Source organism: Acidocella sp., from assembly GCF_027352905.1.
Lineage (GTDB): Bacteria > Pseudomonadota > Alphaproteobacteria > Acetobacterales > Acetobacteraceae > Acidocella.
In genome coordinates this window covers 1-19,829 of record NZ_DAIEIF010000013.1, presented here as the reverse complement: position 1 = coordinate 19,829, position 19,829 = coordinate 1, and the positions used below count along the sequence as shown (strand labels likewise).

Here is a 19,829-nt window from a genome sequence, read left to right as displayed (position 1 = left end):
TAGGCAACCGGCGGCTAATTGATTTTATTTGTTATTTCCGCATAATTCAGCAAAACTCACGGAAACGAGCCATGCCCATCATCCCATCAGCCTCCGCCAGCCCCTTCTATACCGCCGAACACGCGGCCTTTCGCGACGTCATGCGCCGCTTCGTCGCAAAGGACATCACCCCCTTCGTCGAGGAATGGGAGGAAGCAGGCGGCTTTCCCCGCGAGTTATACCGCCAGGCCGCAAAAGTGGGCCTGCTGGGGCTCGGCTTCCCCGAGGCCTATGGGGGCAATGACGGCGATTTGTTCATGACCATCATCGCCTCCCAGGAAATCGCGCGCTGCGGCGCGGGCGGCGTGCTGGCGAGCCTGATGTCGCACACCATCGGCTGTCCGCCCATCGTCAATGTCGGCAGCGAGGCTCTCAAGCAAAAGGTGCTGCCACCCGTGATGCGCGGCGAGAAGATCAGCGCCCTTGGCATCACCGAGCCCTCCGGCGGGTCGGACGTCGCCAATCTCAAAACCACGGCGCGGCGCGAGGGCGATCATTACATCGTCAATGGCTCCAAAACCTTCATCACCTCGGGCATTCGTGCTGATTTCTATACCGTGGCCGTGCGCACCGGCGGCCCTGGCCCGGGCGGGGTGTCGCTGCTGCTGATCGAAAAAGATACCCCCGGCTTCACCCAGACGCCCTTACAAAAAATGGGATGGCTGTGCTCCGACACCGCCACACTCTATTTCGACAATTGCCGGGTGCCGGCAGAAAACCTCGTCGGCGAGGAAAACCAGGGCTTCAAGGCGATCATGAAGAACTTCAACCGCGAGCGTATCTTTCTCGCGGCGGGGACCAATGGTTTCGCGCAGGTGTGCCTGGAGGAGGCGCTGGGCTGGGCCAAGCAGCGCGAGATGTTCGGCGGCAAGCTGATCGACATGCAGGTCACCCGCCATAAGCTCGCCGACATGGCCATGCGGATCGAGGCCACCCAGGCCATGCTCGAACTCCTCGCCTGGCGGGTGGAGCAGGGCGAGCAGCCGGTGGGCGAGATCTGCCTGCTCAAGAACCAGGCGACCCAAACCATGGCCTACTGCGCCAACGAGGCGGTGCAGATCCATGGCGGGGCAGGCTTCATCCGTGGTGTCACGGTCGAGCGCATCTACCGGGAGGTGAAGGTCAACGCGATCGGCGGCGGCGCCGAGGAGGTGATGCGCGATCTCGCCGCCCGCCAGTTGGGATTTTATGCATGAATCGGCCTCTTATTCGGTTTCATGGCCGCGCGATGTGCTGTATCTTGCGTAAGCCATTCTGTCCTGACGGACAGACGCACCCACAGCCGTAAGGGGTTTCCACGCGATGCCGACCGCGCGCCCCGCAGCGATTTCAGCCGGTTCACCGCCGCCGGACTGGCCGCGCGCCATGGATGAGGCGCTACGGACCGCGCCCGCCCAGACGGGTGGAGGCTTTCCGCGCGGCTGGTGGGCCCATCTCGGCCAGCGCGGCATGCTCGGCCTGGGGTTCGCGGTGGGGGAGAATCCCCCCGCCGCCGATGCCGTGCTGGTCAGCACCCTCGCGGAGCAAGTGACCCATGCCACCGGCCGGCTGGGGCTGGGCATGGCCTGGATGTTACAGCAAATGCTCGGGCGTTACGTGCTCGGTCCGCTCACGCGCAACCCGGGGCAAAGCGGCTGGATCAGCGCGCTGCTCGCCGCCATGGCGCGGGGGGAAAGCCTGCTGGCGCTCGCCATCTCCGAGCCCGGCGCGGGGGCGCACCCCAAACATCTGCAAACACGGGCGATCCGGGATGAGACTGGCGAGGGCTGGATACTTGACGGGCAAAAGGCGTTCGTGAGCAACGGCCCCGCCGCAGACGCCATCATCGTGCTCGCCATTAGCGGTGAGCAGGATGGCCGCAAGCGCTTCGACGCCTTCCTGCTGGATGCCCGAACCCCGGGCCTCACCCGCCTGCCCAACCCGCGCGCGCAGGGGCTGGCGCCGCTGGGCCATTGCGATCTGCGGCTCGAGGCCTGCCGCGTGCCGGAGAACCGCCGTATCGGCCCGCCCGGACAGGGTTTCGAGACCATCGCCAAACCGGTGCGCGCGATCGAGGACGCGCTGCTGCTAGGCCCGCTGCTCGGGGCCATGCGGCATGAGCTGGAATGGGCCGCAGGGGCCCTGGCCGCGCGCGGCGCGGCGGAGAGCGACACCCTGCGGGAAATGGGGGCGCTGCGGCTCGAATGGGAGGCTTTGCACGCCGTGCGCGACGCTCTCGCCCACGAGCTTGAGGCGCAGGGCTGGGGCGAGGCGCTCGCCTTTTCCACCGTCGGCGCGCGCCGCCTGTGCGAGCGCTGGCAGGCGGCTTGCGAAGCCTGGCTAGAGGCGCGTCACCTGCTTGAGCCAGGCGCGGCGGCGCCCGATTTCATCCGCGACCTGCGTCTTGTGCTCGGCATAGCGCGCGGAGCCGCGCAGTCTCGGCAACTTCAGAAGGGGCAACAGATGTTGCAATCATTATCCATATGAAAACAGACCATTCCGATCAATTCGCCTCCATCGACAGCGTTGCCCGCGGCTTCGCCTCCGTCGATTACATCGCCAGTCCCGCCATCGCCACCTCGGTCTATCTCGGCTTTCATCTCGAGAAACCGATCCTCATCGAAGGCCCTGCCGGCGTGGGCAAGACCGAACTTGCCAAGAGCATGGCCGAGCTTCTCGGCGTGCCGTTGATCCGCATGCAGTGCTATGAGGGGCTGGATGAATCGAAGGCGTTGTATGAATGGAAATACGGCAAGCAATTGCTCTATACCCAGCTGCTGAAGGACAAGCTCGGCGAGATGATGCAAGGCGCCGCCGGTCTGGCTGACTCCATGGAGCGGCTGCACGCCCATGACGATCTGTTTTTCAGCCAGCATTTTCTGGAACCGCGCCCGCTTTATCAGGCGCTGCACCAGGAAAATGGCTGCGTGCTGCTGATCGACGAGGTCGATAAATCCGATCCGGAATTCGAGGCTTTTCTGCTGGAGGTCCTTTCCGATTTCCAGGTCTCGGTGCCGGAACTCGGCACCATCAAGGCCCAGGTCAAGCCCATCGTGTTTCTGACCAGCAACAATACCAGAGAGATGAGCGACGCGCTCAAGCGCCGTTGCCTGCATCTGCATATTTCCTTTCCCGAGCCCGCTTTGGAGCGGCGCATTCTCGAGCGGCGCGTGCCCGGCCTGTCCGCAACGCTCAACCGGGAGCTCGTGGCCTTCATCCAGGCGGTGCGCCAGCTGGATCTCAAGAAACTGCCTTCGGTCAGCGAAACCATAGACTGGGCCAAGACCCTGCTGCTGCTCAACGCCGAGCATCTCAGCTTGGATCTGGTGCGCGATACGCTCAACGTGTTTCTCAAATTCGAGCAGGATATCGCCACGGCCAATGAGCAGATGCGGGAATTGCTGCAAGCCGCCCGCAAGGAAGCGGATTTAACCTATGCAAGCCACGCTTGAGGATTTTTTCAAGGCGCTGCGCGGCAGCGATCTCGAACTGCATCTGAACGCCCAGGTCGACGCCGCGCGCGCGGTGGAACTCGTCGGCTGGGGCGACCGCGCCACGCTGAAACACGCGCTGGGCACCACCCTCGCCAAAACCAGCGCCGACCGGGCGGTATTTGACGAGGCTTTCGACCGATTTTTCCGCTTCGATGCGTTCCAGCAGCCCGGCGCTCAGCCATCATCCCCGGCGAAAGCGGGCGAAACCGCCAGCCCCGATGCCGGGCAGCCCGCCAACCCCGACTCCTCCAAAAATGAAGCTTCCCAGATGGGCTCGGGCGGCGCCGGCGGCTGCCGCGGGCGGGGCGGGCAGGCGCTCTCTCAATTACTCCTTTCCGGCGATTCCGCGGCGCTCGCCAAACGCATGCAGGAAGCGGCGCGCGAGGTTGGCCTCACCGATATCTGGTTCTTCACGCAAAAAGGATTTTATACGCAGAAAATCCAACAGGCGATGGGGCTGGAATCGCTCGACCGGGACATCGCCGAGGCCAAGCGCGCCGGCATATCCGTGCGCGCCGAGGCCCTGGAACTCGCGCGCAAGCGCCTGTTCAATGAGGTGCGAAATTTCGTCGAGCGCAAACTGGCCCTTTATGGTACCGCTCCCACGCGCCAGTTGCATGACGAGTTCTTGCAGACGCAAAAACTCTCCAATATCGAGAACCGCGATTTCGAACGCATGCATGTCATCGTCCGCAAAATGGCCAAGCGCCTGGCCGAGCGGCATGCCCAGCGCAAAAAGCAGAGAGTGCGCGGCCAGCTCGATTTCCGCAAAACCCTGCGCCGCAACGCCGCCTATGGCGGTATCCTGTTCGAGACCTTTTGGCGCACCAAGGTGGTGGACCGGCCCCGTGTGATCGCCATTTGCGACGTCAGCGGCTCAGTGCGTCAATATGCGCGCTTCCTACTGCTGTTTCTCTACAGCCTCGATGAGCAGATGAGCGGCGTGCGCAGCTACGCTTTTATCAATCATCTCGTGGATATCAGCGAGACATTCGAACATCTGCCGGTGGAGCAGGCGGTGGACAAGGTCATCCACGCCGTGGGCGGCTCCGGCAGCGATTACGGGCAGACATTGCTCGATATCGAAGAACAATTGCTCGACCAGATCGACCGCCGCACCACGATTTTGTTCCTAGGCGACGCGCGCAACAATCGCGGTGAGGCGCATAGCGAGGTAATGCGCATGCTCCATGACCGCGCGCGCCGCGTCATCTGGCTCAATCCGGAACCGGTCTCATTCTGGGGTCTCGGTGATTCCGAGATGAAACGCTATGCGCCCTATTGCCATATAGCCAGGGAGTGCAACTCCCTTAAACATCTGGAAAGCACGCTCGACGCGCTGCTGCGCACGCACGCGGCCAGCGCCTGAGCTTGATCTTACAAATAAAGGAGACCTTTCTTTGGACAGTGCCACCACCCCGCAAGACCGCATCGCCGCCTGGAAGCAAAAATGGAACGAGAGCCCGTTTCTCAAGGCGCAGGGGCTGGAGGTGGAAGAAACCGGAATCGGCCGCGCTGTCGTGCGCCTGCCGCAAATACGGCCGGATCAGCTGGGCGGCGGCGGCACGGACAACGAACTCAACAGCAGCGTGCTCAATGGCGGTGTCATTTCCTATATGTTCGACGGTGCGCTGGGCTGGGCCATCATGTCATCTCTGATGGCCTTACCGGAAGCGCAGGAGATCAACCCCTCGGATCTGCGCCAGTTTACCATCAATCTCGACATCACCTTTCTCAACGCCGCCATGGGCTCGCATTTCGAGGCTCATGGCCGCGTTGTGCGCGCCAGCAAAACCGTGGCCTTCGCCGAAGGCGACTTTCGTGATTCCAGCGGCAAAATCTGCGCCACGGCCAAGGGAATATGGCGCATTTTCTGGCCACGGAACCAAAAATAACCCCCCGGAACCCAAGGAGACCCTCATGGACGTCCAAACCCAAAATCGCACCTCGATGGATTCGCTACAATCGCGCATCCGCGATATTCAGGAGGCCACGCGCGGCGTCACCGCCCAATATGGCCGCGCCTACATTCTGGAATGCATCAAGGAAGACCGTTTTCCTGATGAGCTTTGGGCCAAGCTGGGCGAATTCGGCCTGCTCGGCCTCTCCATTCCCGAGGAATATGGCGGCTCGGGCGGCGGCGTGCTGGAGATCACCGTGCTCAACGAGGCTCTGGCTTTGGCGGGTGTGCCGACGCTATTTCTCGTCGTTACCGGGTTGGGCCGCGTGCCCATCGTGCGCAACGGCACGCCCGAGCAGATTAGAAAATACGTCACCCCGACCTGCACTGGCGAAAAGAAGATGTGCTTTGCCATCACCGAACCCAATGCCGGCACCAATAGTTTCGCGATGAACACGCTGGCCACGCCGAATGGCAAGGGTGGCTGGACGCTCAAAGGCCAGAAGGTCTTCATCTCCGGTGCGCGGGACGCCGATTTCATGCTCGTCGTCGCACGCACAACCCGCGCCTCGGAAGTCAAGAACCGCACCGAGGGCATGTCCCTTTTCGTGCTCGACATGAACACACCCGGCATCAAGCTCCAGCAACTCAACATCCAGGTGGAAACCGCCGAGCGGCAATATATGGTGTTCTTCGACGATGTCGAACTCCCCGCCGATGCTCTGATCGGCGAGGCGGGCAAAGGCGCCAAGCTGATGTTCGAGGGGCTGAACTCCGAGCGCCTGCTCGCCGCCGGGGCCGCGCTGGGCATGGGGGATTATGCTCTCGCCAAGGCGGTGGCCTATTCCAAGGAGCGCAAACCCTTCGGCAAGCCCATTGGCTCCTACCAAGCCTTGCAGCACCGCATGGCCATGGCCAAGGCCCAGATCGAGGCCGCCCGGCTGATGACCTACACCGCCGCCGAACGCTTCGATGCCGGGGAGGATGCCGGCGCCCATGCCAACATGGCCAAGCTGCTCGGCTCCGAGGCCGCCGTGGCGGCGGTGGAGGCGGCGTTGCAGACCCATGGCGGCTATGGCTTCGACCGGGATTACGACGTCGTCACGCTCTGGCCCATGCTGCGCCTGCTCAAAATCGCGCCGATCAATAACGAGATGCTGCTCAACTATATTGGCGAACACGTGTTGGGCCTGCCCAAATCGTACTGAACCGGGCCGCCGCCGGCTACACCGGTGGCGGGCGTTATCAGGTGGGGCGGTGGAGGCCGAACAGGACCTTCACTCGCGCGGATGGTTTGGGGGCGGCTGCGGCTTGCCGCCGTGGCTTCCGCCTACCTATTGGCTGGCCCAGACGATCCTGTGCATCCACATGATCTCGGCGGCGGGAAAGGAGAGATCAGGATATTCCGGATTGAGGCTGGCGAGTTCGGCGCGGCTCGCGGTACGGCGGAGGAGCAGCTTCGCCATGACCGCGCCGCTTTTCACCCGGGCCACCACCCTGTCGCCCTGACGGACGGGCGCGGCGGGAGAAACAAGGATCGTATCACCCGGCCGGTAGACCGGCAGCATGGAATCGCCATTGATGCTTAGGGCGTAGGCATTGGCATCCGCCACGCTGGGCAATTCCACCTCGTCCCATCCCGCGCCGGCGGGATAGCCGCCATCGTCGAAAAACCCTTCATTTCCCGCCTGGGCGAGCCCGATGAGCGGCAAACGGTTGCGGCCCTTCGCCTTGGCCTCCGGTATTGCCCGCGCGCCGCGCACCAGGGCCGAGAAATCATCCAGCCTGGCGCCGGTGGCGAACAGAATTTTGGAGATGCTTTCGGTCGAAGGCCAACGCGGCTTGCCATCCGCCCCCCGCCGTTTGGAAGGATTGAAACTGGTGGGATCAAGCCCGGCTTGGCGCGCCAGAGCGGAAGGGGAGAGTCCCCGCTCCGCCGCTAACGTATCGATGGCCCGCCAGAGATCCTCATGCAGCATTGATCATCCCGGTCTTTCCCTAACGGGCTATACATTATTTCCCTTAATAAAGGTAAGACCTGATAGGAGTTTTTCCGTCTTGCCCGGCGGGCGATTTCAGGCTGCCGCCTCCACCGCCATCTGCCTCAACCGGAATTTTTGAATCTTACCGCTCGGTGTACGCGGTAACTCATCCATCACGATCAACTCCTCCGGCCAATACTGCTTGGCCATCTTGAACTGTTCCAGATGGGCCCGCAGATCTTCCATCGTCAAGTTGCGCCCGGCATGGAGGACCACATAGGCCACGCCACGCTCGCCCAGGCGCGGGTCCGGCTTGCCGACCACCGCTGCCGCCTGGATGAAGGGATGGCGGTAGAGCACTTCCTCGATCTCGACCACTGGCACGTTCTCACCGCCGCGAATGATGATGTCCTTCGCCCGCCCGGTTATCCGGACATAGCCATCAGTGTCGATCCAGGCCAGATCGCCCGTATTGAACCAGCCATCCTCCGTCATGTCATATAATTCCGGCCGGGAATGATAGCCAACGAAATGGCTCGGCCCCTGGGATTGCAAAACGCCCTCCTGATCCGGACCCAGCACCTGCCCCTCCGCCCCGACCACGCGGATTTTCATGCCCGGAACGGGCACGCCGTCGGTGCCGAAGACTTTCTCCGGCGGGTCATCCAGCTTCGTCGAGGTGACGAGAAGATTCTCCGTCATGCCCCAGGCCGAGACGATGCGCGCTCCCAGCCGCTCCGTGGCGCGCTCCACCAGGGCACGGGGAATGGGCGCCCCCGCCGAAAGGAAGATCCGCAGCGAGGCGATATCGTATTGCGCCAGATTGGGATGATCGGCGAGATCCGCGATGAAAGGCGTGGCCCCCATCATGAAGGTCACGTTTTCGTCCTGAATGCGGCCCAGCCCCACCTCGGCGTCCCAGATGTCCTGGAGGACCAGCTTAGTGCCGAGAGTGATCGCCATCTCCATGCCGGCAAGAAAGCCGGTCTGATGCGCCATCGGCGAGGGCATATAGCAAATGTCGTTCCCGCTCAGTCCAAAGCGGCGGATAATCTCGATGAGATTGGCGAAATGGGTGTTGGATGTATGGAGCACCCCCTTCGGCTCGCCGGTGGTGCCGGAGGTATAAAGCAATTCCATCACCTCGTCCGGCTTCATCCGCCGTTCGCGCAACAACGCCTCGGCGGCCGGATCATCCTCCCGCCGCTGGTCCAGGAAGAATTTTTCGAAGGAGGCGTCTCCTTCACCGCCGATCGCGAAGACTCTCGTAAGCCGGGGCAGATTGGGTTGAATTTCGCGCATCATCTCCAGATGGTCGAAACCGCGGAAATATTGCGGCACCACCACCACCCGGCTTTCGGCAAGGTTGAACATGAAACCAAGCTCACGCTGGCGGAAAATAGGCATGACCGGGTTGGTGACGGCGCCGATATGCAGACAGGCCAAATGCAAGGCGATGAACTCCCACCAATTCGGCAATTGGTAGGAAACCACCTCCCCTCGCTCCACCCCCAGCTCGATCAAGCCGAGGGCGATGCGCTTGGATAAGCGCATGAGCTGGCGATAAGATAAAGTGGTGGCTTGGCCGGTCATGCTGTTGATGTCGGTGACAGCCACCGAATCCAGCCGTTCCGGCGGAAGCGCATCCAGATAATCCAGCAAAGTCTTATCATGCCAAAAACCGCCGCGCCGATGTTGCTCGGCCAGCGCCGGGTTCAACTGAATCTGGATCATACGCCTTCCTCTGTCATTAACCGCTCAGTTACGTTCTCTGAACGATCACATATTGAAGCCACCGCCGCAAATGACATATTGTCCGGAGATGAAGTTGGATTCCGGCGCGCAGAAAAGGTAAACCGCCCCCGCCGCTTCCTCAGGCGTGCCCACCCGGCCGAGCGGGATCATCTGTTCCATTTGAGTCAGCAAAGCCGGACTCACGCCCACCTTGATCTCGCGATCCTCGATCTTGATGGTGCTGTTGCCCTTGGCACTGCCCTCGGTCAGGCGGGTGCGGATCGGGCCGAAGGCTACCGCATTGACATTGACCTTATAGCGCCCCCACTCCTTGGCCATGGTGCGGGTCACGCCGAGAATACCGGCCTTGCCAGCCGAATAATTGATCTGGCCGGCATTGCCGCCCGTTCCAGCGATCGAAGAAATATTCACCACCTTGCGGAACACCTCACGCCCATCCGCCGCTTCCTCCTTGGCGAGAGCGCTGATGATCGGCTGGGCGGCCCGCAAAATTCTGAAGGGCGCGGTGAGATGGACGTCAATGATGGCGTACCATTGCTCATCGGTCATTTTCTGAATCACGCTGTCCCAGGTATAGCCGGCATTATTGACGATGATGTCCAGCCCGCCAAAGGCATCCATGCCGGTCTGCACGAAACGCTCGGCGAAGCCGGCCTCGGTCACGCTGCCCGCGCAAACCTCGGCTTTGCCTCCGGCGGCGCGGATCGCCTCCGCGGTCTCTTTCGCGGGGGCTTCATCGAGATCGTTCACCACCACCCGCGCACCTTCCGATGCCAGCTTGAGCGCGATGGCGCGGCCAATGCCGCGCCCGGACCCTGAAACCAGAGCCACGCGGTCCTGGAGCTTTCCTGCCATATGTTGTTATCCTTCTTGGACTTCAGACTTTTTCGTAAAGCGTCACGACGCAAGCGCCACCCAGCCCCAGATTATGCTGCAAGGCCAGCCGCGCGCCCTCCACCTGGCGCGGGCCGGACTGCCCACGCAATTGCTGTACCAGCTCGGTGCATTGGGCGAGGCCGGTGGCGCCAAGCGGATGCCCCTTGGAAAGCAGGCCGCCTGAAGGGTTGGTGACGTATTTGCCGCCATAGGTATTGTCACCGTCATCCACAAATTTTGCCGCCTCGCCCCGGCCGCAAAGGCCGAGCGCCTCATAGGTGAGAAGTTCGTTATGGGCGAAGCAATCATGCAGCTCGACCACATCCACATCTTCCGGTCCGATACCGGCGGCCTCATAGACCTGGTTCGCCGCCCGCCGCGCCATGGAGGACCCCACGACCTCGCGCATGTCATGCGCCTGGAAAGTTTCGGGCCCGTCGGTCGTCATCGCCTGAGCGGCGATGCGCACCGAGCTATCCAGCCCGTGCCGCTCCGCGAAGGCCTTGGTGCAGACGATGGCGGCGGCGGCGCCGCAAGTCGGCGGGCAGGCCATGAGCTTGGTCATCACGCCCGGCCAGATCACCTGGGATTGCAAAACCTCCTCCGGCGTCACCTCCTGCCGGAACAACGCCAAGGGGTTGCGCGCCGCGTGGCGGCTGGCCTTGGCGCGGATCTTGGCGAAGGTTTCCAGCGGCGTGCCGAATTCATCCATATGGGCCTTGCCCGCACCGCCAAAATAACGCAACGCCAGCGGGATCTCGCCATGGCCGACCAGATGATCCGTCTCGTCATCAAAAGACTGGAACGGGCTGATGCGGTCCTTGAACATCGAGCCGATGGCCCCTGGCTGCATCTGCTCGAAACCGAGCGCCAGGGCGCATTCCACCACGCCGCTTTCCACCGCCTGCCGGGCCAAAAACAGCGCCGTGGAGCCTGTGGAGCAATTATTATTGACATTAACCACGGGAATCCCGGTCATCCCCACATGGTAAAGCGCCCGCTGGCCGCATGTGCTATCGCCATAGACATACCCCGCATAGGCCTGCTGCACCTTTTCATAGCCGATCCCGGCATCGGCCAGCGCGGCGCGCACCGCCTCTGTGGCCATGGTATCGTAACTATCAGATTTTCCCGGCTTCTGGAACGGCACCATTCCGACACCGGCGACATAGGCTTTTCCGCTCATCGCATCCTCTCCTTAAATTACAGGCGCCCGGCTCTATCCAAGGCAATTTCGAACGTTTGTTAGGCATATAGGGCGGGAAAATCTGTGACTGTCAAGGCGACGCCCCTACATTCGGAATATGCCGTAATGCGGTGGCGTCTCGATCGGGGCGTTCAGCGCCGCCGAAATAGACATGCCAAGCGCGTTGCGCGTGTCCACCGGGTCGAGAATCCCATCATCCCAAAGCTCCGAGGTCGAAGTATAGGCCTCGATATCCCGCTTATAACTTTCCAGTACAGGCTCGCGGATCGCGGCGATCTCCGCCTCGGTCAATGTCTTTCCCTCCCGCATCAGCTGACGGATTTTCACATCCGCCAGGGTGTTGGCCGCCTGTTCCGCTCCCATCACGCCAATCTCCGCCTGCGGCCACATGAACAATGTGCGCGCATCCCAGGCCCGTCCGCACATGCCGTAATTGCCCGCGCCGAAAGAAGCGTTGGCGATCACCGTGAATTTCGGCACGACCGAGCCGCCCTGCGCCATCAGCATCTTGGCGCCATCCTTGGTGATGCCACGCTCCTCATATTGCCGTCCAACCATATAGCCTGTGATGTTCTGGAAGAAGACGAGCGGTGTGCGGTTCTGGTTGCAAAGCTGCATAAAATGGGCCGATTTCAGCGAGCTGTCGTTGAACAGCACCCCGTTATTGGCAAGAATACCGACCTTGTAACCCCAGATATGAGCAAAGCCGCACACGATGGTGGTGCCGTAATCGGGCTGGTATTCATGGAACCGCGACCCATCGACGATCCGGGCGATGATCTCTCGCATGTCGAAATTGGTTTTACGGTCCTTGGGAATGATGCCGTAAAGCTCCTTGGGGTCGTAAAACGGGTCCTCGATCGGCGCGGTTTCGATCACCGTCTTCGCAGGGCGCTTCCACTGGCCGACGATCTCACGCGCTAGGGAAAAGGCATGCTGTTCCGAGCTGGCGCGGTAATCGGCGGTGCCCGAGACCGAGGTATGCATAACCGCTCCACCCAGCTCCTGGACCCCCACCTCCTCGCCAGTGGCGGCCTTCACCAGCGGCGGCCCGCCCAGGAAGATCGCCCCGGTGCCCTCGATGATGACGTTATAATCGCTGAGCGCCGGCACATAGGCGCCGCCCGCCGTGCAATGCCCGCCCACCACGGCGATTTGCGGAACGCCCATTTTGGAAAGCTGAACCTGGTTGCGGAACACCCGCCCGCCCAGATAACGGTCTGGAAACACGCCCCGCTGCAACGGCAAAAACCCGCCAGCGCTATCGCAGATATGCACGACCGGCAGACGGTTCTCCAAAGCGACGTCGAGGAGGCGGATGATTTTCTTCGCGGAGAGCGGATACCAGGCCCCCCCCTTGACGCTGGCGTCATTGGCGTGGATCGCCACCTCCCGGCCCTGGACGATGCCGATACCCGTCACCACACCGGCTCCCGGCACCTCGCCATCATATTCACGGCAGGCGGCCAGGGTGGAGAATTCCAGAAACGGCGTGCCGGGATCGAGCAGGAGCTTCAGCCGCTCCCGCACGCCGAGCTTGTTCTGCCGCGCCAGACGGTCGAGGTCGCGCTGGGGCCGTTCATAACGGGCGGCGTGCTGGCGGGCATGAAACTCGGCCAGCCGCGCCGTCATCGCGGCATAGTTTTCCTTATAATCGGCGGCATTCGTGTCGATGCGGCTCTGGAATCTGCGCATGCTCTCAACCCTCCTCAGGCGCCAGCCGCGCCAGCACGGCCTTCAGGCCGAAGCTCTCGCCCGGACCGAAGCCAATTTCCGCCACGCGGCCTCCGCGCGGCGCTGTCAGCGTGGTTTCCAGCTTCATGCTCTCAATGACGAGAATCGGCTGCCCCTCCACCACGGCGTCGCCAGGCTGGACGGCAACGGAGACAACCACACCTGGCATCGGCGCCAGCACCACATCACCGCCAGCCCCGGCCCCGGCGCCCGCCAGCCGCTCGGCGGGGTCGATCACGCCCACCTCCCAGGCGCGGCCATTCAGGTGGATGAAAGTGGCTCCATCGCCCACGGCAAGGCGCAGCGGTATTCGCCGCCCTTCATACTCCAGCACATAGGCGCCCTTTCCCTCCGCCGGGGTGAGAGCGGCGGAATATTGGCGCGCGCCCTCATGCAGCGCATAGCCCCTGCCATCATGGGAAAGCCAGAACTCCCGCTCCTCGCCGCCGATCTCGAATATGCGCCGCATCAGTTCCTCCAGGCGCCCATGCGCCGGTGAATTTCGGAAATTTGCCCTACCTCATAAAGCAGCCATTGATCGGAGAGCGCGGCGGCGGCAATCAGTGCCTCCCGCATATCCTCTCCCGGCGCGGTCAGCGTCTCGGCCTCCTCGGCCAGAAACCCGGTCGAAACATTCCCCGCCGCGAAGGCGGGATGGGCGAGAATGGCATCGAGATAGCCGGTATTTGTGGTGACACCGAGAATCACGTAATCGCGCACCGCCGCGCGAGCGCGGGCGATGGCCTCGGCGCGGTTGCCGCCATGAACGATGAGTTTGGCCAGCATCGGGTCGAAATCGGCCGTCACGCGGCCGCCTTCGAGAATGCCGCTATCCACCCGCACCCCCTCGCCGCGCGGCTCATCGAGCAGGAGGATTTTTCCGATGGCCGGGCGGAAATCCGCCGCCGCGTCCTCGGCGCAGATGCGTAATTCGATGGAATGGCCATGCTGACGAATATCGGCTTGGCCCGTGCTCAGCCCCTCGCCCTCGGCGATGCGCAACTGTTCGGCGACGAGATCGAACCCTGTCACCATCTCAGTCACCGGATGCTCAACCTGCAGGCGAGTGTTCATCTCCAGAAAATAAAAACCGCCATCCTGGGCATAGATGAATTCCACTGTGCCCGCGCCGCGATAATTCACAGCCCTGGCGATGCCCGCCGCCGTTTCGCAAATCTCCAGGCGTTGCGCGGGCGATAGCGCGGGGGAAGGCGTTTCCTCGACGATCTTCTGGAAGCGGCGCTGGATCGAGCATTCCCGCTCCCAGAAATGCACGACATTGCCGCGCCCGTCCCCCATCACCTGCACCTCGATATGGCGGGGGCGCTCGATATAACGCTCGACAAATAGCCGCCCATCGCCAAAATAACGCTGTCCTTCGCGCCGGGCGGTCTCGATCTCGGCGGCGAGCAGGCTATCCTCGCGCACGATGCGCATGCCCTTGCCGCCGCCACCCGCTGAGGGTTTGATAAGCAGCGGATAACCGACGGCGCGGGAACGGGCGATGAAGCTGGCCGGGTCGTCGTCCTCGATAGCCGAGGGCGCGACCGGAAAGCCGCGCTCGGCCACGAAGGCGCGGGCGCGCACCTTATCGCCCATCAGGTCGATCACCTCCGCCGTGGGGCCGACGAAAATCAGCCCCGCCGCGTCCAGCGCCCGCACGAACGCGGCATTCTCGGAGAGAAACCCATAGCCGGGATGAACCGCGTCCGCCCCCGCTTTCCGCGCTGCGGCGACGATCTGCGGAATGTCGAGATAGGCCGCGACCGGGGTCGGCCCCTCGATCGTCACCACCTGATCGGCGATGGCATGGGCCGGGCCCGCCTCCTCCGCCGCATGGCGCAGCACCGCCACCTCCAGCCCGCGCGCCTTGGCGGTGCGCGCCACCCTGGCCGCGATCTCACCCCGGTTGGCGATCAAAAGCCTAGATATTTTCCTCATGCCGCCAACCTGTCGCGCTGCGCGAGTTCCTCCGGAATCGGCACCTCCATATCCAACAGCATCTGGGCGTAGCCCTTGCCCTGCGGGTCGATCCGCACCGAGGCGATGCCGCCGCCGCCCAACGCTTCATGCAGCAGGAAATTCAAGGCATGACTACCCGGCAGATCGAACCGCTCGACCCTGCCTTTGCAGAAATGGGCGAAATAAGCCTTCACTGCATCCTCGGTCACCGCCGCGCGGATATAGGGGAGATAGTCCGGCTTGCGGGCGAGCAGGCCGATATTGGCGATATCGCCCTTGTCGCCGGAGCGCCCCCAGGCCAGAGCCGCCAGCTTCACATTCATGGCGCGGGGGCCGGGCGCGGCGGCGGGCCGGGCCGGCAAAGGCGCGGCGGGAAGCGTCACCGCGTCGGTGGCGAGTTTCACCGGCACCTGCCGGCCATCAACTTCCACCGTTACCGGCGTATCCGCCTTCTCTTGCAGGAAGGAGAACAACCGCACCACCGGCTGCACCTTGGGACGGCCAGCGAAAAAACCGGTGAGGCCCTGAGCGGTGGAAATCGCCATCGGCGCGATCTCGCCCGCGAAGATATTGAGAGCGCGGCGGTCGTCATGGATGACGCCGATCTTCAACACCACCTCCCGCGTCTGGGCGCGGGCATTGGCGCCATAGGAGGCCTCCGCGCCCAGCACCTCGACGCTGACCTCACGGAAATCGCCCAGATTCTTGCCGCGAAAAAGGCGGCGGCAACGGGTGAGAATCGCCTCCGCCACCCGCTCGGCCTTGGCGGGGGCGTCAATGGCGGCGAGGGTCAGAGTGGCTATGGAGCGCCAGCCATCGGCGTAGGTGGCGGAAACCTTGTAGCTGGAGGTGCGGCCGCGCCCCTTTGCCCCTTTGACAAGCACGCGGTCCGGCCCCGCCTGGGTCAGCGTCACCCCGGACCAGTCGCAGATCACATCGGGCAGGATGTAATTCTGCGGATCGCCAATCTCATAGAGCATCTGCTCGCCCACCGAGCCCGGCACCACCAGGCCGCCGGTCTCGGGCGTCTTGGTCATGATGAAGCTGCCGTCCGGCGAGACTTCGACGATGGGCATGCCCATATCGTCCCAACCCGGCACATCCCGCCAATCTGTGAAATTGCCGCCCGTGCCTTGCGGCCCGCATTCGATGAGATGGCCCGCCAACGAGCCCTGGCTGAGCCGGTCCCAATCCTCATCACCCCAGCCGAACTCATGCATCAGCGGCCCCAGCGCCACGGCGCTGTCAGCGCAGCGGCCGGTGATGATCACCTCCGCCCCGGCATCCAGCGCCGCGGCGATGGGCCGGGCGCCGAGATAGGCATTCATGCTCCAGACGTCCTGGGGAAAGGGCGCGCCGGAGAACATTTCGGTCACACCCCGCGCGCGGATCTCATCGGCGCGGTCGAGCAGGTCATCGCCCAGCACCACGCCGATGGACAAATCGACCCCAGCCGCCGCGGCGGCCTTGGCCAGCGCGTCCCGGCAGCCGCGCGGATTCACCCCACCGGCATTGGCCACCACCTTGATGCCCTGGCGCTTGATCTCTCCCAGCCAGGGAATGAGCGCCTTGACGAAATCAGGGGCGAACCCGGCCTCCGGCTCCTTGGCCCGGGCGCGCGCCATGAGCGACATCGTCACCTCAGCCAAATAATCGAAGACGAGGTAATCGATTTTGCCCTTCGTCAATAATTGTCCGACAGCCTCCGGCGTGTCGCCCCAGAACCCGGACGCGCAACCGATTCGTATGATCCGATCCGACATTTTCCTACCCTCCGAAATTCAGCGTCCGGTCCAGTTCGGCTTGCGCTTTTCAATGAACGCCGCGAACCCCTCCCGGGCATCCTCGGTTTGTGCCACTCTCGGCAAAAGGGTCTCGCCCAGGCGCATCTGCTGGGGAAACGTCATGTCCGCCATCGCCTGATAGCCATATTTGCCCAGGCGGATCGCCGTGGGGGACTGGGCGGAAATCAGCGCGACCAGCTCGGCCACCTTGGCGTCCAGACCGGCCGCATCGGTGACATAATTCACCACATTGTAACGCAGCGCCTCCTCCGCCGTGAGGGGCACGCCAGTGAGAAACATTTCCACCAGTTTACGCCGGGGCAGCACCCGCATCATCGGCGGGATGATCGTCATGGGAAACAGACCGATCTTGACCTCCGGCGTGCCAATGCGGGCATGATCCGCCATTACCGCCAGATCACACGCGCAGACGATGCCGGCCCCGCCGCCCACGGCGGCGCCGTTGACCCGCGCGATGGTCGGCTTGCGACAGACATCCAGCGCCTCGAAAAGCTGGCCGGCGAAATGGCCCGGCTGGGCCGGATCCAGGATGAAGGGGCCACCATCGGCGCCGGCCTTGATATCGCCTCCGGCGCAAAAGGCTTGGTCGCCCGCGCCGGTCAGCACGATCACGCGGCACTCCGGGTCGGCCTCCGCCTGAGCGATGCCAGCGATGATCTGCTCGGCGACTTCGCGGTTGAGCGCATTGCGCCGGTCGGGCCGGTTGATGGTGATGCGGGTTTCATTCGCCTCGCGGCGCACCAGAACGGCTTCGCTGTCCATGGAATGCATTTCCTCCTTCACTCGCGTTTCCGCCGTTTTGCGCTCTGAGCCCACCGGCATCTTGATTAAATTTCTAACATGTGTTCGATTTTGGTCAATAAGCTTGGCCGCCTCCCCGCTTGGATGAAACGGAGCCGGCCGGGCGAATGCGAGGATTGGAGATGAGGGAGAAGAAATGACCGAGGAAATGCCGCGGCGCTTCGCGCCAGACCTGATGGCGGGCCAAGTGGCCCTGGTGACTGGCTCGGGTTCCGGCATGGGCCGGGCCACGGCGCTGGAAATGGCCTCTTGCGGGGCGAAGCTGGCGCTTTTCGCCCGGCGGGAGGAGCCGTTGCAGGAAACCGCGGAGATGATTCGCGCCAAGGGCGGCGAGGCGTTGGTGGTCCCTGGCGATACGCGCGACGAGGCGAGCATCGAGACCGCCATGCGCCGCATCAAGGATCATTATGGCAAGCTCGATGTTCTGGTGAACAATGCCGGCGGCCAATTCATTTCCGCCGCGCGCGATCTCACCAATAAGGGATTCGAGGCGGTCATCCGCAACAATCTCATCGGTTCCTGGCAGATGACCCGGGCCGCGGCGGATCATTTTATGTTTGAAAACGGCGGTTCGATCGTGTTCGTCACCGCCATCTCCACCCGCACGGCGCTCACCGGCTTTGCCCATACCGTCGCCGCGCGCGCGGGCGTTACCGGCATGATGAAAACCCTGGCCGCCGAATGGGGTGAATACGGCATCCGGCTGAACTGCGTCGCGCCTGGCACCATCAAGACCGAGGCGCTCGGCCGCTATCCCATTCCTATGGAGCGTTGGCGGGAACTCAACCGCTCCGTCCTCAACCGCATGGGAGCGGCCGAGGATATTTCCGGGGCGATCATTTTCCTCGCCTCCAAGATCGGCGGCTTCATCACCGGCGAGGATTTATATGTCGATGGCGGTGAGACGCTGCATCTTGGCCACGACGCGAGAGACATGATCCATCCTGAGATGTTCCAGAAGCGCCAGCGCGCGGATGGCAAGCATGTCTGATCCCTGCGTCCTGGTCGATATCGCCGACCGCATCGCCACCGTCACGCTGAACGACCCGGCGCGGCGCAACCCGATCACCGGCAACGCCATCATCACCGCCCTGCTCGACGCCTTTACCCGCATCCAGGCGGACCCTGAGGTGAGCGTGATGATCCTCACTGGCGCCGACCCCGCCTTCTGCGCGGGGGGGGATGTCAAGGAAATGAGCGACCCGGACAGCATATTCCGCAGGGAGCCTTTGGCGGCGGCGCAAAGCTATATTGATGGCATCCAACGCATTCCGGTGATGCTTTACAATATGGATATTCCCACCATTGCCGCGGTCAACGGCCCTGCCATCGGCGCCGGGTGCGACCTGACCATGATGTGCGATATGCGGATCGCCTCCGAGGCTGCGAAATTCGGCGAGGTTTTCCTCAATCTCGGTATCATCCCAGGTGATGCGGGCAGCTGGTTCCTGCTCCGGCGCCTTGGCCACCAGCGCGCGGCGGAGCTGACCTTCTCTGGCCGGGTGATCGACGCGCGCGAGGCGCTCGACCTTGGCATGGTGCTGGAGGTGGTCCCGCATGGCGAGCTTATGCCCCGCGCCCGGGAAAAGGCGGCGGTGATCGCCGCCAAATCCCCGCGCGCGGTTAGGGTCGCCAAACGGCTCATGCGCAATGCCGAAAGAATGGATCTGCCGGATTTCCTAAACGCCGCTGCCGCGTATCAGGCGCTGATGCATCAAACGAAGGACCATCACGAGGCGATGAGCGCCTTTCTCGAAAAGCGCAAACCCAATTTCACGGGCCACTGAACTGGCTCCGTTTGTAATTCCTCACTCAGATACCCACGGCATATATGATCCTGTCTGGCCCAAAAACCGCGCCCAGCGCATGAAGGAATTGATATGATTTCGCGCCTATATGGAGTTCTGGTTCATGCAGTTTGACGCCGTTTTGCTACCCCCGCGCCGCGCCGCCATGGTGGCGCAGGGTTATTGGCGGGACATCACCATCAATGATGCGCTCGATTCCGCCCTGAAAGAATGCCCTGACAAGACCGCCCTCACCGCCTACCGGGCCGAGACAGGGGAGGTGAGGCGCTTTACCTATGCGGAGCTGGCCCGCATGGCGGATCGCATCGCCGTCGGGCTGTCACGGCTAGGCATCGGCAAGAACGATGTTGTCGCCTGCCAATTGCCGAATTGGTGGCAATTCACCGCCACCTATCTCGCCTGCGCGCGCATCGGCGCGGTCATCAACCCGCTCATGCCCATCTTCCGCGAGCATGAGCTGCGCTTCATGCTCGGCTTCGCCGAAACC

At 62.9% G+C, this 19,829-nt stretch carries 18 protein-coding genes; 9 read left to right on the top strand and 9 right to left on the bottom strand.

Annotation, left to right across the window (positions count from 1 at the left end; genetic code table 11):
- Window positions 1-71 precede the first annotated feature (71 nt).
- From M7H45_RS01105 to M7H45_RS01080, 6 genes are all read left to right on the top strand, one after another.
- Window positions 72-1,235, top strand: a complete 1,164-nt coding sequence (locus M7H45_RS01105) for an acyl-CoA dehydrogenase family protein (RefSeq protein WP_298213853.1) — start codon at window positions 72-74, stop codon at window positions 1,233-1,235.
- A 106-nt stretch (window positions 1,236-1,341) separates the two neighbouring features.
- A complete protein-coding gene (locus M7H45_RS01100; protein ID WP_298213851.1) occupies window positions 1,342-2,505 on the top strand; it encodes an acyl-CoA dehydrogenase family protein in 1,164 nt (387 codons plus the stop codon).
- On the top strand, window positions 2,502-3,470 hold the full coding sequence (locus M7H45_RS01095) for a MoxR family ATPase (protein WP_298213849.1): 969 nt from the start codon (window positions 2,502-2,504) through the stop codon (window positions 3,468-3,470). The genes M7H45_RS01100 and M7H45_RS01095 overlap by 4 nt, the downstream gene beginning before the upstream one ends.
- A complete protein-coding gene (locus M7H45_RS01090; protein ID WP_298213848.1) occupies window positions 3,454-4,881 on the top strand; it encodes a VWA domain-containing protein in 1,428 nt (475 codons plus the stop codon). Before M7H45_RS01095 ends, M7H45_RS01090 begins: the two co-directional genes overlap by 17 nt.
- Before the next feature lie 31 nt (window positions 4,882-4,912).
- Entirely contained in the window at window positions 4,913-5,407 is a 495-nt protein-coding gene (locus M7H45_RS01085; RefSeq protein WP_298213846.1) for a PaaI family thioesterase, read from the top strand.
- A 25-nt stretch (window positions 5,408-5,432) separates the two neighbouring features.
- A complete protein-coding gene (locus tag M7H45_RS01080; protein WP_298213844.1) occupies window positions 5,433-6,620 on the top strand; it encodes an acyl-CoA dehydrogenase family protein in 1,188 nt (395 codons plus the stop codon).
- A 126-nt stretch (window positions 6,621-6,746) separates the two neighbouring features.
- On the opposite strand, the gene M7H45_RS01075 is transcribed toward M7H45_RS01080, so the two are convergent.
- The 9 genes from M7H45_RS01075 to M7H45_RS01035 form a co-directional block, all read right to left on the bottom strand.
- Window positions 6,747-7,391, bottom strand: a complete 645-nt coding sequence (locus M7H45_RS01075) for a helix-turn-helix transcriptional regulator (protein ID WP_298213842.1) — start codon at window positions 7,389-7,391, stop codon at window positions 6,747-6,749.
- A 96-nt stretch (window positions 7,392-7,487) separates the two neighbouring features.
- Entirely contained in the window at window positions 7,488-9,128 is a 1,641-nt protein-coding gene (locus M7H45_RS01070; RefSeq protein ID WP_298213840.1) for an AMP-binding protein, read from the bottom strand.
- Between the two features lie 45 nt (window positions 9,129-9,173).
- A complete protein-coding gene (locus M7H45_RS01065) occupies window positions 9,174-10,004 on the bottom strand; it encodes an SDR family NAD(P)-dependent oxidoreductase (protein ID WP_298213838.1) in 831 nt (276 codons plus the stop codon).
- Window positions 10,005-10,026: 22 nt separating this feature from the next.
- A complete protein-coding gene (locus tag M7H45_RS01060) occupies window positions 10,027-11,211 on the bottom strand; it encodes a lipid-transfer protein (protein WP_298213836.1) in 1,185 nt (394 codons plus the stop codon).
- Between the two features lie 105 nt (window positions 11,212-11,316).
- The gene (locus tag M7H45_RS01055; RefSeq protein ID WP_298213833.1) at window positions 11,317-12,927 is read right to left on the bottom strand and encodes an acyl-CoA carboxylase subunit beta; all 1,611 of its coding nucleotides are present in this window, start codon (window positions 12,925-12,927) and stop codon (window positions 11,317-11,319) included.
- Window positions 12,928-12,931: 4 nt separating this feature from the next.
- Window positions 12,932-13,435, bottom strand: a complete 504-nt coding sequence (locus M7H45_RS01050; protein WP_298213831.1) for an acetyl-CoA carboxylase biotin carboxyl carrier protein subunit — start codon at window positions 13,433-13,435, stop codon at window positions 12,932-12,934.
- Window positions 13,435-14,907 (bottom strand): acetyl/propionyl/methylcrotonyl-CoA carboxylase subunit alpha, encoded by a 1,473-nt coding sequence (locus M7H45_RS01045; protein ID WP_298213830.1) that lies wholly within the window; start codon window positions 14,905-14,907, stop codon window positions 13,435-13,437. The genes M7H45_RS01050 and M7H45_RS01045 overlap by 1 nt, the downstream gene beginning before the upstream one ends.
- A complete protein-coding gene (locus M7H45_RS01040; protein ID WP_298213828.1) occupies window positions 14,904-16,691 on the bottom strand; it encodes an acyclic terpene utilization AtuA family protein in 1,788 nt (595 codons plus the stop codon). The genes M7H45_RS01045 and M7H45_RS01040 overlap by 4 nt, the downstream gene beginning before the upstream one ends.
- An 18-nt stretch (window positions 16,692-16,709) precedes the next feature.
- On the bottom strand, window positions 16,710-17,495 hold the full coding sequence (locus M7H45_RS01035) for an enoyl-CoA hydratase-related protein (RefSeq protein ID WP_298213826.1): 786 nt from the start codon (window positions 17,493-17,495) through the stop codon (window positions 16,710-16,712).
- Window positions 17,496-17,670: 175 nt separating this feature from the next.
- Here M7H45_RS01035 and M7H45_RS01030 point away from each other — a divergent pair, with 175 nt between their 5' ends.
- The 3 genes from M7H45_RS01030 to M7H45_RS01020 all read left to right on the top strand — a co-directional run.
- Window positions 17,671-18,525 (top strand): SDR family NAD(P)-dependent oxidoreductase, encoded by an 855-nt coding sequence (locus tag M7H45_RS01030; RefSeq protein ID WP_298213824.1) that lies wholly within the window; start codon window positions 17,671-17,673, stop codon window positions 18,523-18,525.
- Entirely contained in the window at window positions 18,518-19,321 is an 804-nt protein-coding gene (locus M7H45_RS01025; protein ID WP_298213822.1) for an enoyl-CoA hydratase-related protein, read from the top strand. The genes M7H45_RS01030 and M7H45_RS01025 overlap by 8 nt, the downstream gene beginning before the upstream one ends.
- A 124-nt stretch (window positions 19,322-19,445) precedes the next feature.
- On the top strand, window positions 19,446-19,829 hold a 384-nt coding region (locus M7H45_RS01020), incomplete at its 3' end, for an AMP-binding protein (protein ID WP_298213820.1).